This is a genomic window from Ligilactobacillus acidipiscis DSM 15836 (genome assembly GCF_001435755.1).
Lineage (GTDB): Bacteria > Bacillota > Bacilli > Lactobacillales > Lactobacillaceae > Ligilactobacillus > Ligilactobacillus acidipiscis.
Map to the genome: position 1 here is coordinate 1 of NZ_AZFI01000003.1, position 16,569 is coordinate 16,569.

Below are 16,569 nucleotides of genomic sequence, written 5' to 3' on the forward strand. Positions count from 1 at the left end.
GCTCATCAACACTAAAAAGTTTAGACCCAAACAAATAAAAACCACGAATTCGCATGTAAGAATTCGTGGTTTTTATTTGTTTAATTTAGGTCCTAGTTAATATCCTGTTTCAAACGATTTTGTCCTTCCTGACACACCGAAAACAAGGGGCAAGTTTCACACAACGGCTTGCGTGCTTGACACCGATAACGTCCCCAAAAGATCAACGTATGATGAGCGCGGATCCACATTGAGCGTGGTAGTTTTTTCATCAAGATCTGTTCGATTTGGGCAGGAGTATCTTTTTGAGAAACAATCCTTAGCCTCTTGCAAATCCTTGCAACATGAGTATCCACAGCAATCGTCGGAATATTAAAACAATCAGCCAAGACTACATCAGCAGTTTTACGGCCAACACCGGCCAAGGAAGTCAGCTCTTTCATGGTTTGCGGGACTTGTGAGTGGTAATTTTCCATTAAAGAACGAGAACAGGCAACTAAGTACTTCGCTTTGTTCTTATACAAACCAATATTTTTAATATATTGTTCCACCTCCTTGACGTCTGCCACAGCAAGATCTTCGGGCTGGGGAAAACGCCGAAATAAAGCCGGTGTCGCTGAATTAACTGATTTATCTGTCGCTTGTGCGCTTAAGATCACTGCCAATAAAAAGTGAAAGTCAGAATCAGCTTTTAATTCAGATTTTACGTCTGGAAATTCAGTCATCATCGTTTCTATTGCTGCAACTGTTTGAGATTTATTCAACATATTTTGACCTCTATTATTGTTAAAAATTATTTTTTCTTAGGATCAGGCTTGTCTGACCAACGATATAACGGGATATGAGGTTTGCTATTATTTCCCTTTTTCTTTGTTTCATTAGTTCGACCAGTAAAACTTTTGCGCCGGTTTGTTTGTAAGTTTTCCACATCAGCAGCTGATTTAATGTTTTGTTTTTCCCAGTTCAGCAATATCTTATCCATATACTTCAAACTATATGCACGACTTAATACTGCCTCGCGTAAAGCAGCATTGATCAACTCAGGCGCATAATGATCTTCCTTCAGCCACGAATCGATAGTTTCCATTTCGATCGGAGATAACGGATGTCCAAACTCTTCTTCGATCGAATTATAAACTTGTTCAGTTGCCAACAAAGAACTTTGGTCAACCTCTTTTTTTTCATCATTTTCTGTTAAAGCTGTTAATTTACGATATAGTAATTCAAAACTATAACGATCATGTTTCTTTCCGTCAACATCACTGACAGGCACGATCGTTAACATCTTTTTGGCTAGCAGTTGATGAACAAGATCATAAACTTCCGTGTTTTTAACACCCATTCGAGCAGCAATCAGTTCAAGGTCAGGAAAGTCTTTACCTGCTTGTAGACAACTGGAGATCTGTAAAAACAAGATAAATTCCTCATTAGTTAAACCAAGTTGAGAGTATTTATGCAAGACCATATTAGACACACTAAGCTGTCCTTGCTCGATAAATTTTGCAAATGTTGGGTCCAAGATCGTGTCCTCCTTCCGTCTTCATTATCAGTTCTATTATATCCTCTTTATCACCTAAATTTCAGCTAGTACAAAAACAAAAAAGAATGGTAACCATAATCATATCATGGTACCATTCCTAATTAAATTAATATTTTACGGGTAGATCCGGTTAAGCATTCGTGGGAATGGAATAGCTTCACGAATATGTTCTTCTCCAGTGATCCAAGTAACCATTCTTTCTAGCCCCAAACCAAAACCTGAATGAGGTACGCTGCCGTATCTACGCAAGTCTAAGTACCACTGATAGTCTTTTTCATTTAGACCAGCCTTTTTAATTTGAGCTTCCAAGTAAGCGGCATCTGTTGCACGCTCTGAACCACCGATAATTTCTCCATAACCTTCAGGAGCTAACAAATCAGCACAAACCACCAAGTCTTCCCGTGTAGGATGCGGCTTCATATAAAACGGCTTAATAGCCTTAGGATAATTAACAACAAACACCGGTTGGTTAAAATGATTGGCCAGGTAAGTTTCTTCTGGAGAACCAAAATCAGCGCCCCATTCTAATCCATCAAATTCACCGGAATCTTGTAACAATTTAACAGCTTCATCATAAGAAATACGAGGATAAGGCAACTTAGTATAATTTTTCAATAATCCTTTATCTCGACCCAGAAGTGTCAAAGCATAATCACAGTGATCTAAAACACTTTGTACCAAATAAGCAATGTAACGCTCCTGTAATTCTAAACTTTCTTCTTGATGCATAAATGCCATTTCCGGCTCGATCATCCAAAACTCGATCAAATGACGCCGTGTTTTGGACTTTTCAGCACGGAAAGTCGGACCAAAAGTAAACACTTTACCATAAGCCATTGCCCCAGCTTCTGCATAAAGCTGCCCTGATTGAGAAAGATAGGCATCTTTGTCAAAATATTCAGTATGAAAGAGTTCAGTCGTTCCCTCCGGTGCACTGCCAGTTAAAATCGGTGCATCAAATTTGATGAAACCTTCCTGATTGAAAAATTCGAAGGTCGCCCGTGTAATTTCATTACGAACTTGCATGTTTGCAAATTGTTTCTTGGAACGTAACCAGAGATGACGATGATCCATCAAAAAATCAGTCCCATGTTCTTTAGGGGTGATCGGATAATCTTCACTTTCACCTACAACAGTAATATCTTCGATCTCAATTTCATAACCAAAATGAGAGCGAGAATCCTCATGTATCGTTCCAACAACGTACATGCTAGTCTCTTGTTTTACTTCCTTAGCTAATTCGAACACTTCAGGTTCAACATTGTTTTTGACAACTACTCCCTGAAAATAAGCTGAGCCATCACGTAATTGTAAAAAAGCGATCTTTCCGCTCGAACGTTTATTTGTCAACCAGACACCGATTTTAACTTTCTGATTAACATGATTTTTTGAGTCAATAATACTAATAGTTTCCACGAATTTTCCTCCTACATATGTAATTTCATAAACTTCTTGATCCTGTGAATACTTTCTTCCAAGCTATCATCACTGGCAGCATAAGTTAAACGAACAAACCCCGATTGTCCAAATGCTTCTCCTGGTACCAAAGCGACATGGACTTCATCCAACAACTGCTTAGTAAACTCCGTCGTTGACGTTATCCCTGTCAGTTTCAAAGCTTCAGTAATATCTGGAAAGAAATAAAATGCCCCCTGTGGTTTAACAGGAAATGAAAACCCAGGAATTTCCATCAATTTAGGATAGAAACGATTCAAACGCTCCTCATAGGTCAAGCGCATTTTTTCTATCTCGCTTTCCGATAATTCAATCGCCGCTAGTGCAGCATACTGACTGACTGCTGTTAAATTGCTTGTCGTTTGGCCAAGCAGAGCATTGATTTTTGAAATCAGCGGAATAGGACCAGCAATGAAACCGACACGCCAACCAGTCATCGCATATGACTTAGAGAACCCGCTGACCAAGACAGTATGTTCTCTGATACGGCCGTCAAATTCAAAAGCAGAATGAAATTCAGTCTGGTCGTAAACCAAATCACGATAAATATCGTCAGTGATCAAAGTTAGATCATTATCAGCAGCCCATTGGGCAATTCTCAATAACTCATCTCTAGAATAAACTAGACCAGCAGGATTTTGTGGCGAGTTTATGATCAGCACTTTGCTGTGAGCAGTTAATTGTTTTTCTAAGTCATTTACACCAACTTTACCTGACTTAGCAGTTGGATATACAAAGACTGGTTTGCCACCTGCAAGTTTGACCTGTTCACCGTAACTGACCCAAAAAGGCACGGGAATAAGTACCTCATCGCCAGGATCTAATAATGCTTGACCTAATAAATATAAAGCAAATTTAGCACCTGTGGTCACTGAAACATTAGCGGCTGAGAAATCAGTTTGGTATTGCTGATTAATTTTAGCTGCGATCGCCTTTTTTAAGGGCAAGATCCCACTGGCAGCTGTATAAGAATCAACTTTTCCATGTTGGATCGCAGAAATTGCTTTGTCCCTAATAGTCTGTGGTGTCGAAAAATCGGGCTCCCCAGCTGTCAAATTGATCACATCGACCCCCGAAGCAGCTAATTGCATAGCCTGATCAGACAAAGCGATCGTTGCAGAAGGCTGTAAATTTTGGACGCGTTGCGATAATTTCATTTGATAACCCCCTTTTATTATAAGTTTTGTATTTCCTTGATCACTGCTCCGTTTTTAAAAGTTAACAGTGAATAACAAAGGTTTCCTTTTTGATTCAAGTAAGTTACTTCCCAGACTGGATGTTTTTTGGCCGAATCCATTCCTAAAGCAACGTTTAAGACCTTCTTAGGTTTTCTGTTTGAAACTATCAAAGCACGTGCCTGTTTGGCCGAGATCCCCTTGTTAGCTGCATAGACATTGATCCGTTTATTATTGCCAGAAATGATCGCATAGAGCTTCTCGCCTTGCTTATTGTTACCTTCAACGGTACGATAGCTTCTTCCTTCACGTTGAAATTCAAAGTAGTTCGTTTTCTTTGTAATGTGGGCATATTTTTCAGCTAGCAGAGCTGCTTTTTGCTCGTTTGACTCATATGGCCTCATCGCACCACGAAAAAAGACAAATATCAATAACAACAATGCTATCAAAATTGACCAAATGATTTTGTTTTTTGATCCATTATTTTTTCTCATTTTTTACCCTATTCCTTGCTCACACATTAAAAATCTTATCAGACACTAATCAATTATACCAATCCTGCGATCTTCTTTAAAGATTGAGCTAAATGTTTTTAAAAAAATTTTGTAAATTATCACCTAGTTCGGCTGTTTTTCGCCTTTCTAGTTTAACGCCTGCAGGAAATGATTTTTCAAAAACGACCCCATATTTTTTAGTCAAGATCCGTGGATCAAGTAAAACAAACGCGCCAATATCTGTCTTTGTTCTGATCAACCGTCCAAAACCCTGATTTAATTTGATCACTGCTTCAGGTAAAGCTATTGTTGAAAAAGGATTTTCTCCTAGTTTTTCTGCTTTGTGGTACCTGGCCTGATTAATTACTGAATCAACTGCTTGGAAAGGTAAGCGCGTTACGACCAGCAACTCCAGATCATCATGCGGCAAATCGACACCTTCCCAAAAACTACCGGTCCCTAGTAAAATAGCCTGATGTTCATGATCCATTAAAAAGCGTTTTTTAATTTTTTCTACCCCACCAGAGATTCCCTGAGCCAAAACATTCTTGGTCCTAGTCAGCCCCTTTTGCTGTAACAACTGATAAACATCAGCAATTGTCTGAAGCGAATTAAACAAGATCAAAGTCTGTCGTGGTACCTTACTACATATCTCAGAAATAGTGTCTGCCAGATATTTACAGTATTCTTGCTGATCGACGACCCCAACATCAGGAGCATCCATAGCAACCATAGCTGCGACCTGCTTTCGATAATCAAAAGATGAATCATACTGCGAGATCTGTGTCTTTGCAGGTAGATCAAGATTAGTTGGAATAAAGTTTTTGATTTCTGGTAATGAAAGCTCTGCTCCTGTTAATAATGTATGCTGAAAAGATTCATAAATATGATTTTTCAAAAAGTTCTTGGTCTCCATTAAACCACTATGGATCCGCAAGTGAGCGCCTTTCACATTGGACTTAGTCAACCAGATTATTTGACTCTCAAATAATTCTTCCAACTGATCCAAATCGAATAATTTCCAATTTTTTAGCTCCTTAGTCAAAGAGCGAGCTAGTGTGAAATAATCATTCAACAATTTATTTTGAACCGAGCTCAAGTGCAATGTCGTACTTTGTGTCATAAATTTCTTATATAGCTCACGATCAACCTGGACTAATTTCCTATAAGCACTAGCTACTGTTACAAACTCAGCTAAGTGTCCCTTGATAAAACCACGTATTTTTTTTGGGCGCAACAATTGTTCATAGTACTCACTTTGACTAGCATTACCACCGACAAAAGTCGCAGCAAGATCATTTCTTAATTGAGGTACCCGCGAATCGATCACCCTAATAACTTGCAACAAATGTTTAAACTCCGAGCTAGTTATAAAACCCGACCCAACAAGATCGATGAAGGAATACGATTCATGTGATCTAATTTTGACAAGTAGTGAATCTGCTAAGATCTTGATCTCATCAAAATCTAAAGTTTTCCTATTATTTTTAATTGTCATTGGTGCCAAGTGCTGTGCCTCATCAACGACTAATAAGCTGTTTGGCCCACTCAATTCCTCAATATGGCTGCTTAAATACGCATGATTAGTCAAAACAAAATCAGCATTTTTTTCAGCCAGTTTCTTTCTTCTCAGAAAATCGACGGAATAAAAAGGGTTGTCGCTATCCAATTCTTCAACGCCACGATGGTGGATCTCGTTAAACAATGGATCTTGTAATTTAGTCAAATGCAACTCATCAAAATCACCAGTTTTTGTTTCCATCAGCCAAACCATGATCCTCATTTGTAATAGATTTGTGTGAGAATTTTGCGTGCGTTTCAAAGATTGTGCAAAACGAGCCAAGTCGATGAAATGGTAGTTACCCTTTAAAGAAACTACAGAGCACCCAAATGGCAGTATTTTTTTTAAAAGAGAAAACGCATTTTCTTGGAGTTGAGTTTGTAAGACATTGGTTGCAGTGCTGATCACTACCTGCTTTCCCTGTCCAGTTTGATAAGCAGCGGGAAACAAATAACCTAATGTCTTACCAGCCCCTGTTGGTGCATCGATCACCCGTACCAAATCTGAGCCGTTAAAAAATTCAAACGTTTCATCCATCATTTTTACTTGTTGCAAACGAACATCGATCAGGCCTGTAAAAAGCTTTTCTTTTTCGACTAATTCAAATGGATAATCAAGTGGAGCCAGAGTGTCTTTTGAAAAAATCGGTCTTTGAATGATCAACCCGGCAACAGACATTAAGTCAGCGGGCAGTTTAGTTTCTTGTTTACTTTTTTGCTCATACGCTTCTTTAAAGCAATCAACAGTATCTAACTCTAACTGCCTTCCTCTAAGACTTAATTCTTCTAATAATGTTAATGGAAAATCAGCGATCCGTTCCCGGAGTTTAATAAAAAGCGCTGCCGTTGTTCGCGCGTCGCTTGCTGCATTATGCGGTTGCTCATGTGTCAAAGACAAAAAGTGACTGACATCTGATAATCTATACGATGGTAAAGTCGGTAAAACGATTTGTGCTAATTGAACTGTGTCGATCCCTTTAAGATCTAGCTCTGGATAACCTACACGTACCAATTCACTATTCAAAAAATTATAATCAAAGGCAATATTATGTGCGACAAAGGTCGTATTTTGTAACAAAGAATAAATGGTCCCTGCCATTTCTTCAAAGCTTGGGGCCTTCTTGACATCTTTATCACTGATATTGGTTAATTGCGAAATCTCTGGGGGGATCGGTTGTTTAGGATCGATCAGCGTTGAAAACTCGTTAACGATCCGTTTATGCTGTACGAAAGTACAACTAAATTGAATGATTCGATTAGTCCCATTGATGGCAGTTCCCGTAGTTTCAAGGTCCACCACGGCATATGTTTTTCGACTACTCATTTTTTCACCACTTCTACAAATTGATCAAATCAAAAGTGTATATTACAATCGTTGATATTACCAGTATTGGCGCTTTTTGTCCACTTCTACTAGTTACACTAAACACTTATTCGTGCTGTTCGAATAAGTTGTTTTTTTGAAAATACGATTCGACTAAGAATTTTCATTGTCTGATTTGGTGCTAAAATGTATAATTATGTTGCTTAGCAATTAAATCTAATCACGGAGTCCAATGAAAAGGACCAAAAATTTGCTACAAATAACAGTGAGAGGAAGTTTAATTAACCATGAAACAAAAAGCAGACGGTATCGGCCATAGTCACGCTAAAATAATTTTGATAGGTGAACATTCGGTCGTATACGGACAGCCGGCAATTGCTCTTCCTTTGACAACGATTCAAACAGAAGCAAAATTGTTTTTTACAAATGATGACCAACAACTTATACAAAGTTCGTATTTTGATGGACCTGTTAACGAGATGCCTCCCGCTATGTTGGGAATATCACACTTGCTAAAAAATATCTTAGCACAGGCACATCAAGAAAAAAGTAGTTTTATTTTGAAAATAAGAAGTCAATTACCTGCTGAACGCGGCATGGGATCTTCGGCGGCGGTCGCGATCTCCATCATTCGCTGCTTATATGATGCATTTGGCCTTAAGTTAACACATAGCCAAACACTACGTCTAGCAAACATCTCCGAAACTGACACCCATAAAAATCCTAGTGGGCTGGATGCTGCTACTGCTGCCAGTGAAAATCCGATCTGGCTGATCAGAGACCAGGAGCTAGTGCCATTACCTATCACCATGAATGCTTACATTTTGATTTGCGACAGTGGGGTCAAGGGGCAGACGGGCAAAGCAATCAAGATCGTGCAAAACAATCTGACTAATGAACCGCAAAAAACTAAGGCCCACCTGGCCCACTTAGGTCGATTGTCAATTGAGGTCAGGGAACAATTAGCAAAAAATGACGTTTTTGGTTTAGGCAGATCCTTAAATTCAGCGCAAAAGCATTTGAATGCGATCGGCGTCAGCAGCCAAAACTTGGAAGATCTGATCCACCTTGCTTTACAAAATGGCTCACTTGGCAGTAAATTAACTGGCGGTGGTCGTGGCGGTTGTTTCATCAATTTGACCAAAAATCGGGCAACTGCTGAAAAGTTAGCAGCTGTTTTACAAAAGCACGGTGTTACAAAAAGTTGGATCCAACCACTGTCATCTGAAATTGGAGGTTTATAATGCAACATTTGCAAGCTGCTGCTCGTGCACATACCAATATCGCGTTGATCAAATATTGGGGCAAAAAAGACCAAAACTTGATTTTGCCAATGAACAGCTCTCTATCATTGACTTTGGATAAATTTTATACAGATACTTTTGTTGAATATTTGCCTAATTTACATGGAGATATCTTTTTCTTAAATGGTAAACAAAAAGTTGACCCTAAAATCAAAATTTTCATGAACCTCATTCGTCAAGTTACTGGACTGAACGTCTACGCACAAATCAAATCAACTAATCATGTTCCTACTGCGGCAGGCTTAGCTTCTTCTGCATCCGCCTATGCAGCCTTATCGTTAGCAGCGACTGCAGCCGCAGGTAAAATATATAGCAAAACTGAACTGTCACGAATTGCACGTCGCGGGTCCGGTTCTGCCACACGTTCAGTCTTTGGCAACTTTGTTGAATGGGTTGCCGGAAACGACGATCAAAGCTCTTATGCGCGCCCAGTCAAAATAATGAACGACTGGGACATTAGGATGGTGGCGATCGTCGTCGATTCTCGTCCCAAAAAGATTTCATCGCGTTCAGGTATGCAAACTGTGGTAGAGACCTCACCCTTTTATCATTCGTGGGTCAAAACAGCTAACGAAGACTTGAAGAATATTAAAAAAGCACTGAAAAATGGCTCGTTTGAAACATTTGGCACTATTGCTGAAAGCAATGCTTTGAAAATGCATGCTTTAAATTTGAGTGCTTCGCCTCATTTTAACTACTTTGAACCCCAAAGCCTGGTAGCAATGAATGCTGTAGAAGATATGAGAACACAAGGTGTACAATGTTACTACACGATGGATGCTGGTCCAAATGTGAAAGTCATTTGTAAAAACAAGGATCTTGATGTTATATTAGAACAGTTGCACCGTTATTTTCCCAGTGACCACCTGTTCGTGGCAGCACCTGGGCCTGGAGTTGAATTATTAAACAATTAAGAAATAATTTCCTGAAAGGGTCTGATTTATTTGATTAAGGTCAAAGCCCCCGGCAAACTTTACCTAGCGGGTGAATACGCCGTCGTTGAGACCGGTTATCCCGCGATTTTAGTAGCATTAAACCAATTCGTCCATGTGTCGGTCGAAGAAAGCCATGACTATGGTTCGATCATTTCGCGGCAATACCAGGAAGAATCTCTGTATTGGAAAAGACAAGGTAATCAAATGATATTTGATAACCGCGATAATCCATTCCACTACATTCTTTCTGGAATTAAAATTACCGAACAATATGCTCAGACTTTGGGCAAAAAAATGCAGTGCTATCATCTAAAGATCGACAGCGAACTTGACAGTCCAGATGGCAAAAAATATGGTCTAGGTTCTTCGGCTGCTGTAACTGTCGCAACCGTTAAAGCATTATGTGCTTTTTATGAATTACCAGTTTCAAAGGATGAACTATTTAAATTAGCGGCTATCGCCCACTTCGAAGTTCAAGGAAATGGCTCACTAGGCGATATTGCGGCCAGTGTTTATGGCGGATATATCGCATATCACTCATTTGACAGAGAATGGTTGACTCTCGCACGAAAAGAGTATTCATTGAATGAACTGGTAAAGCTAACATGGCCACAGTTAAAAATTGAACTCTTAGATCCTCCAACGGATCTTAATCTTTTAATTGGTTGGACTGGCTCACCTGCCTCAACTTCACAACTGGTCGATGTTGTTGGTCTAAAAAAGGCAGAGAAAAAAGCTAAATACAACCTTTTCTTAAAAGAAAGTGACGCTTGTCTACAAAAAATCATTGCCGGTTTTCATCACGGATCCCTCAAAGAGGTTCAAGAAGGTTTACAGCAAAATCATAAAAGTTTGCAGAAAATGGCACAATTCAGTAACTTAAACCTTGAAACAGCTAAGTTACAGCGCTTGATCAAAATTGCTGAATCTTTTGGCGGTGTGGCTAAGTCCTCTGGTGCCGGAGGCGGCGATTGTGGGATCGTAGCACTAAACAAAGTTATCGATCCGCAAAAGGTCTACAATAAATGGCAGGCTGAAGGAATAGAACCATTAAATTTAAAAGTACATTACGTAGTCGATTAGACTGAAAGGAGTTCCAGCATGGATATTCAAGCACATCGCAAAGACGAACATGTCATCATCGCCGAAAAGCTGTACCAAGAAAGTGCTTCGAATGATCTTGGCGAAGTGCAATTGCTCTTGGATAGTCTTCCTGAGCTGTCTCTTGAGGAGATCGACATTTCAACCAAATTAGCCGGAAGAGATATTTCGGCTCCTTTTTTTATAAACGCAATGACCGGAGGAAGTCCTGAAACTGGAAAAATCAACCGTCGTTTATCCAAAATCGCGCAAGTCAATAATTTAGCATTAGCTACTGGATCGCAAAGTGTCGCTTTGCATGATAAAGAAGCCGTGCACTCTTTTAAAGTTGTACGTGAAAATGACCCGACAGGTTTTATAATTGCGAACTTAGGCGCATCTCATGGTATCGAAGACGCCTTAAAAGCAATTGAAATGACAGCAGCCCAAGCACTTGAGATCCATTTAAATCCTGCTCAGGAATTAGTCATGCCAGAAGGAGATCGTGAATTTTATTGGCTGGAACAATTAACTGGTTTGATCCGTCAAGGCCCTGTTCCCGTGATTATTAAAGAAGTTGGAATGGGTTTATCCCCCAAAACTCTAGCCAAGTTGCAAAAAATCGGAGTCCAGTATATTGATGTTGCTGGTTATGGTGGAACTAACTTTATAGAGATCGAAAACGAACGTCGCCATAGAAAAGAATATTCTTTTTTAAAAAATGTCGGCCTTTCAACAGCTAAATCATTATTAGCAGCGCAAAAGTTTTCCAACGATTTCTCGATCACCGCATCTGGTGGGATCAGAACCGCTTTGGATATTGTAAAATGCTTAGCTTTGGGCGCAGATAATGTCGGCATATCAGGTTTCTTTTTGCATACTTTGATCAAACAAGGTGATGAAGGATTAGATCGAACGGTCAAAGACTTAAAAAAACAGATAGCAAAAATAATGCTTTTACTGGGATGCAAAAATATTGCTGAACTACATGAGCAAAAAGTCATCTTATCAGCCGAATTACAAGCTTTTCGAAATCAATTATAATTAATTTGCATATAGCAAAAAGCCACAAATCAACTACCTTAGTTTGTGGCTTTTTAAATATTTTGTATTATACAACTAAAAGTCGGGCTTCAAACCTTAATCCTTTAGGAAAGAAATTTTTCACTGTACCATTAACTAATTTGCCAAATGCAAACGGCTTACCCTCACACACTAGTAGTTTCCAACCATTTCTCAAGGACGAGCCTCCAGCTAAAATCGTTTCACCATGGACATACTTCGCCCAATCATCATGTGAAACTTCTAAAATCTGACTACAATCTTGCGGCTGCAACGCTAATGCTAAAGTATATGCAGGCTCAAATCGTTTCTTTTTAAATTGTCCCAATAACAATCCTGGACGCATAAATTTCAAATGTGAGATGTCTGGCCAAGAATGCTGATAAAAGTATAAATGATCACCATAACATCTTAAGTCTGCCAGTGAAAAGTGAAATCCATCAGTCAAAACAGCAGAAAAATCCTCCCAAAGTGCTAGTTGTTCTTTCGTCAAACTTTGTCGTTGATTCATTCGTTTCTTTTTGACTTTTTTGACTGAGACTGCAGCTTTTTTCGGACGCGTATCAGTCAACTTCGCAATAAAATGGCCGTCACCTTTAAAATGATGGGGCCACAATCTAACTGCATCGCTTAGATCTGAGTTAGAATCAGCAAATTCCGGTCGTCCATCATCCATCCCTGGGTACTTTTTTATAGGTTGGATCTGTAAAGCAGGATATTGCTCTAACAGCCATTCAACGACCTGTTCATCCTCTTCTGGTGCAAAAGTGCAAGTTGAATAGATTATCGAGCCTCCGGGGGCTAACATCTGATAAGCCGAGGTAAGGATCTCTTTTTGCCTTCCGGCACACTGCTGAGGATAATCCTTATTCCAATATGAGACTGCCTGATGGTCCTTGCGAAACATGCCTTCACCTGAACATGGTGCATCTACTAGGATCTGGTCGAAATAATCTTGAAAAACTTCGGCTAATCTAGCTGGCGACTCATTTAAAACAATGACGTTTTTAGCACCGATCCGTTCAACATTTTCTGCCAAAATCTTAGCTCGCGCATGATTGATCTCATTTGAGACCAACAATCCTTGATTATTCATCAATGAAGCCACCTGAGTCGATTTACCGCCAGGCGCAGCACAAAGATCAAGGATCCTAGCTTTAGGAGCAACAGTCACGTTTTCTGCAACATACATCGCACTCAGATCTTGACTGTAAACATAACCGCTCTGATGTTCTAAAGACTTGCCGCTAACTGAACCGTAATAGCCATATTTGGTATATTCCACTGGTTTATTTAGGGCATATTGAATTTTTTGTGGATCTGATTTAAGTGGATTGATTCGAAAGCCTTTTTCTGAAGGCTGATCAAAAGTAGTGAAAAAAGCGTCAGATTCCTCACCTAGTAAATTACGATATTTATCTATAAATTCTTGCGGTAACTTCATTTACTTTTTTTAATACCCCCTTTTACAAAAAATTTAAATAATAAACTAACTGCTCCAAAGCATGATATTAAATAAAGAATTAACGCAGCATAGTTTTGAATACTAAAAGTCAAACAACCAATAAAAGTGCCCGCTAAGATGCCCAATCCGCTAAACAATGAGTAACTAGCCCATTCATTCAAAGCCAATTGTGCGACCTTAGCACCTGCTTTGAGTATATGAGTATAAAATTTGTGTGAAGAAAAACGCCACAAAAAAATCTCAATTGCCATCACAGCGAAAATTCCCAAAAGACCTATCAATTCAAGCCAATGCGTAGTTGCCCATTCCCATCTAGTCATTACAAACTGTTGTGAATGGCTTTTCTGAATCTCACTGATCGGCAAAATGGCTTTGATCTCAGCAGCCTGCAAATTTTTGTCGCCATCGATCATAATATCATACTGTGATGCCTTCATCTGTTGTAACTTCTTTTGTGAAGGTGCAATAAAAATTTGCCGATCTAAATTAGAACTGATCTTTTCGCCCATGACACCTATGACGGGCACATATCTTCCGTTAAGTTTTAAATATTGCTGATCCTTGGGTTTATATAACTTTTGATTCAATTTTTGTCCAACGACAGCCACACTTAAATCAGAAACAAAATCATTTTTAGAAAAAAAGTTGCCAGACACCATTGGCGGCGTCGCGAATGACCCTTTTCCATAAAAATAGGTCAACTTTTTAGAACCACGTGGTCGATAGTGAACTTGGATGTCATCGATTTTTTTTGCATCATTTAGCTTCTGATCGATCTGAGCAGCGGTCCAATTCTTTTTAAGCCGAACTTGATACGCGTCCATTGACAAATTATGATCATTTAATTTAATTACGACGTCACGTTGCTGGATCTGAAAAAAAATAAACACGGCCAAAAAGGCTAGACAAGCGTTCAAAAATGTCAAAAAAGTTTTATTTCTAAACAAATCAGTTAACTCCTTCTAATATTAATGGATACCTAAAGCCATTTTTGCATACCGTGTCATGCGGTCGATCGTCCATTCCGGCTCCCAAATAAATTCCACATCGACTTTTTTAATTTCAGGCACATCTTTTAAAGCAGATTCAACCATATCCGCCAATATATTTGTCAGTGGACAACCAATAGTTGTCAACGTCATTTCTATCAAACATGTCCCATCATCTTCTAAATCCACATTGTAAATCAACCCCAAATTAACAATATCAATTCCTAATTCCGGATCGATCACTGTTTGCAAGTGCGCTATAATATCATCTTTGATCTCTTGAGTAGTTCTTGCTTGCTCTTGCATATCCTTCAGACTCCTTTATTGAAGATAGTTAATAAATTTTTGAACCATTTCTTGTGTTACATCATACGATAGCTTATGCTTTGCACCATGACTAATATGGATCGACACATTTTGTGCCGCCGGGATATCTTTGACTGATTTTCCAAAATTTTCAGTAAGATCACATGGTACTTTCTCATCAGCATCACCATGCCAAAAATGTAGTGGTCGTTGCATGATCTTTTCCGGATGCAACGAGAGGTCATATTTTGTCAATAATTTCAATTGATTCTTTTTATATGCTGGAGAAATTTCAACATCACTTGGCAGTGCAGACAGGATCTGTTGACAAAATTCCACAGGGTGTGGTGTGCCTGACAAAACGACCCCTGCTTTAATTTCATCATTTGCAGCCATCAACATGCAAGTCGTGATACCTCCCATAGAAAAGCCGCCAACACCGATTTGATCATTTAGTATCAGATCATGTTCTCGATAATAATTAATAAGTTGTGTAAACTCTTGGACAGACTTTAAAGGGACCTCCCAAAATGAAAGGAAATGATCCGTAACTTTTCCTTCAGCCCGTACCCCATGATACAAAGCCTCAGGTAAAATTACCCTGAATCCGCGCTTGGCCAATTCATACCCTTGAGTTAAAACGACTTCTTTGCAATTAGTCCAACCATGATAAAATACTATTAAAGGCAGCTTTTCGCTGGTGCTAACGGCATCGACTACTTCCAAGACCGGTAGACTAGCAACCTGTTTTTCACTAACGCTGATCATCTGATTCCCTCCAATTACTTAACAAACTAAATTATAGCAAAGATAGGCTAGATTATACATCCTTATTGATTTAAAGCTTCGTTAAATTTTAGTATAGCTAAACTTTTACTCTGAATGAATTTGTGTGGTCTTAAAACTTTCTTCTCATAGCTGTCTCTGCCATTAATTGATACCGCATGCATCCACGCATTACCTTTCCCAAAATAAACTTTTGGGACCACTAAATTGCTCATTTCAAACTTTAGCTGGCAAATTTTGTCTGATTATGCTAATTTTAACCTATTACCATTAAATTTAGGGGGCTTAAAACATGCAAAGAAAATTGATTTCACTTGATTTAGACGGAACGACCCTGACTTCCACCAAAAAGATCTCACCTAAAACTAAACAAATTTTACAAAAAGCCACAGATATGGGACATGTCGTTACTATCGTAACTGGTCGCTCAGATCAAATGGCCATTGATTATTATGATGAATTAAATTTGGATACACCTATGATCAATTTCAATGGTGCCCTTGGACATATGCCGCATCGTCACTGGAAGGATGCTTATGAGATCACATTTGAAAAAAAGATCGTATTAGAAATACTTGCAGCTAAAAGCACATTGGGGATCCAAACTATTGCGGCACATGGACAAGGACTTACATTAACAGATTCGACTGATAGTTCAATTTCGCCTTTTTTCCCTGCAGCTTCGCGTTCCCAGGAAATATTAAACCAAATTAACCTGACAAAAGATCCGTCTGCGATCACAATGCTAGTCGATCCATATAAAAAAGAAACGATCACTCATCAGCTTCAACAGACTTATGATTCAGACGTGACAGTCAGCGTCTGGGGCGGCCCAGCACCAGTCTTGGAGCTTTCACCCAAAAATATCAATAAAAAAGTCGGACTTAAATCTCTTTCTAAATACTACGGCATTCCCCGCGAAGATATCATCGCTTTTGGTGATGAACAAAATGATGTTGAAATGTTAAGTTATGCTGGGACTGGTGTTGCTATGCAAAATGCTGCTCCATGGATCCGTGATATTGCCGACAATATCACACCGGTCGATAACGATCATGATGGAATTGCGCAATATTTAGAACAAAATCTTGCGTTGTGATTTATTCAATAATTAA

15 protein-coding genes are annotated in these 16,569 nt (G+C 39.0%); 5 read left to right on the forward strand and 10 right to left on the reverse strand.

The window, feature by feature from the left end:
• Positions 1-92 precede the first annotated feature (92 nt).
• The 6 genes from nth to FC65_RS00575 form a co-directional block, all read right to left on the reverse strand.
• Positions 93-746, reverse strand: coding sequence for an endonuclease III (gene nth, locus FC65_RS00550; protein WP_010494269.1), 654 nt, complete (start codon positions 744-746; stop codon positions 93-95).
• A gap of 26 nt (positions 747-772) precedes the next feature.
• Entirely contained in the window at positions 773-1,498 is a 726-nt protein-coding gene (locus FC65_RS00555) for a DnaD domain protein (RefSeq protein WP_010494271.1), read from the reverse strand.
• Positions 1,499-1,633: 135 nt separating this feature from the next.
• Positions 1,634-2,935: an asparagine--tRNA ligase gene (asnS, locus tag FC65_RS00560; protein ID WP_056971159.1), complete on the reverse strand. Its 1,302-nt coding sequence runs from the start codon at positions 2,933-2,935 to the stop codon at positions 1,634-1,636.
• An 11-nt stretch (positions 2,936-2,946) separates the two neighbouring features.
• Positions 2,947-4,131 (reverse strand): pyridoxal phosphate-dependent aminotransferase, encoded by a 1,185-nt coding sequence (locus FC65_RS00565; RefSeq protein ID WP_056971160.1) that lies wholly within the window; start codon positions 4,129-4,131, stop codon positions 2,947-2,949.
• A 17-nt stretch (positions 4,132-4,148) separates the two neighbouring features.
• Complete coding sequence (locus FC65_RS00570; RefSeq protein ID WP_010494276.1) at positions 4,149-4,643, reverse strand: cell wall elongation regulator TseB-like domain-containing protein; 495 nt, start codon at positions 4,641-4,643, stop codon at positions 4,149-4,151.
• A gap of 88 nt (positions 4,644-4,731) precedes the next feature.
• Entirely contained in the window at positions 4,732-7,527 is a 2,796-nt protein-coding gene (locus FC65_RS00575) for a helicase C-terminal domain-containing protein (RefSeq protein ID WP_056971161.1), read from the reverse strand.
• 287 nt (positions 7,528-7,814) lie between these two features.
• Here FC65_RS00575 and mvk point away from each other — a divergent pair, with 287 nt between their 5' ends.
• Genes mvk through fni form a run of 4 tightly spaced genes read left to right on the forward strand, consistent with a single transcriptional unit; the run spans position 7,815 to position 11,890 of the window.
• Positions 7,815-8,771 carry a mevalonate kinase gene (gene mvk, locus FC65_RS00580; protein WP_056971162.1) on the forward strand — a complete coding sequence of 319 codons (957 nt, stop codon included), beginning with the start codon at positions 7,815-7,817 and terminating at the stop codon, positions 8,769-8,771.
• Positions 8,771-9,745, forward strand: a complete 975-nt coding sequence (mvaD, locus tag FC65_RS00585) for a diphosphomevalonate decarboxylase (RefSeq protein ID WP_056971163.1) — start codon at positions 8,771-8,773, stop codon at positions 9,743-9,745. Before mvk ends, mvaD begins: the two co-directional genes overlap by 1 nt.
• Before the next feature lie 30 nt (positions 9,746-9,775).
• Complete coding sequence (locus FC65_RS00590; RefSeq protein ID WP_056971164.1) at positions 9,776-10,849, forward strand: phosphomevalonate kinase; 1,074 nt, start codon at positions 9,776-9,778, stop codon at positions 10,847-10,849.
• A gap of 18 nt (positions 10,850-10,867) precedes the next feature.
• Positions 10,868-11,890, forward strand: a complete 1,023-nt coding sequence (gene fni / locus FC65_RS00595; RefSeq protein WP_056971165.1) for a type 2 isopentenyl-diphosphate Delta-isomerase — start codon at positions 10,868-10,870, stop codon at positions 11,888-11,890.
• Positions 11,891-11,957: 67 nt separating this feature from the next.
• On the opposite strand, the gene FC65_RS00600 is transcribed toward fni, so the two are convergent.
• Genes FC65_RS00600 through FC65_RS00615 form a run of 4 tightly spaced genes read right to left on the reverse strand, consistent with a single transcriptional unit; the run spans position 11,958 to position 15,436 of the window.
• Entirely contained in the window at positions 11,958-13,352 is a 1,395-nt protein-coding gene (locus FC65_RS00600) for an RsmB/NOP family class I SAM-dependent RNA methyltransferase (protein ID WP_056971166.1), read from the reverse strand.
• Positions 13,349-14,320 carry an ABC transporter permease gene (locus FC65_RS00605; protein ID WP_056971167.1) on the reverse strand — a complete coding sequence of 324 codons (972 nt, stop codon included), beginning with the start codon at positions 14,318-14,320 and terminating at the stop codon, positions 13,349-13,351. Before FC65_RS00605 ends, FC65_RS00600 begins: the two co-directional genes overlap by 4 nt.
• Positions 14,321-14,341: 21 nt before the next feature.
• Entirely contained in the window at positions 14,342-14,668 is a 327-nt protein-coding gene (locus FC65_RS00610; protein ID WP_010494311.1) for a metal-sulfur cluster assembly factor, read from the reverse strand.
• A 15-nt stretch (positions 14,669-14,683) separates the two neighbouring features.
• Positions 14,684-15,436, reverse strand: coding sequence for an alpha/beta fold hydrolase (locus tag FC65_RS00615; protein ID WP_010494313.1), 753 nt, complete (start codon positions 15,434-15,436; stop codon positions 14,684-14,686).
• A 310-nt stretch (positions 15,437-15,746) separates the two neighbouring features.
• Between FC65_RS00615 and FC65_RS00620 the strand changes: the two genes are divergently transcribed.
• Positions 15,747-16,553 carry a Cof-type HAD-IIB family hydrolase gene (locus FC65_RS00620; protein WP_056971168.1) on the forward strand — a complete coding sequence of 269 codons (807 nt, stop codon included), beginning with the start codon at positions 15,747-15,749 and terminating at the stop codon, positions 16,551-16,553.
• Positions 16,554-16,569 lie beyond the last annotated feature (16 nt).

Bases quoted from the DNA above. Each gene is read 5' to 3' on its own strand.
- nth (WP_010494269.1), bottom strand. From the start codon at position 746: ATGTTGAATAAATCTCAAACAGTTGCAGCAATAGAAACGATGATGACT.
- FC65_RS00600 (WP_056971166.1), bottom strand. From the start codon at position 13,352: ATGAAGTTACCGCAAGAATTTATAGATAAATATCGTAATTTACTAGGT.
- FC65_RS00570 (WP_010494276.1), bottom strand. From the start codon at position 4,643: ATGAGAAAAAATAATGGATCAAAAAACAAAATCATTTGGTCAATTTTG.
- mvaD (WP_056971163.1), top strand. From the start codon at position 8,771: ATGCAACATTTGCAAGCTGCTGCTCGTGCACATACCAATATCGCGTTG.
- FC65_RS00615 (WP_010494313.1), bottom strand. From the start codon at position 15,436: ATGATCAGCGTTAGTGAAAAACAGGTTGCTAGTCTACCGGTCTTGGAA.
- FC65_RS00610 (WP_010494311.1), bottom strand. From the start codon at position 14,668: ATGCAAGAGCAAGCAAGAACTACTCAAGAGATCAAAGATGATATTATA.
- FC65_RS00620 (WP_056971168.1), top strand. From the start codon at position 15,747: ATGCAAAGAAAATTGATTTCACTTGATTTAGACGGAACGACCCTGACT.
- mvk (WP_056971162.1), top strand. From the start codon at position 7,815: ATGAAACAAAAAGCAGACGGTATCGGCCATAGTCACGCTAAAATAATT.
- fni (WP_056971165.1), top strand. From the start codon at position 10,868: ATGGATATTCAAGCACATCGCAAAGACGAACATGTCATCATCGCCGAA.
- FC65_RS00575 (WP_056971161.1), bottom strand. From the start codon at position 7,527: ATGAGTAGTCGAAAAACATATGCCGTGGTGGACCTTGAAACTACGGGA.
- FC65_RS00565 (WP_056971160.1), bottom strand. From the start codon at position 4,131: ATGAAATTATCGCAACGCGTCCAAAATTTACAGCCTTCTGCAACGATC.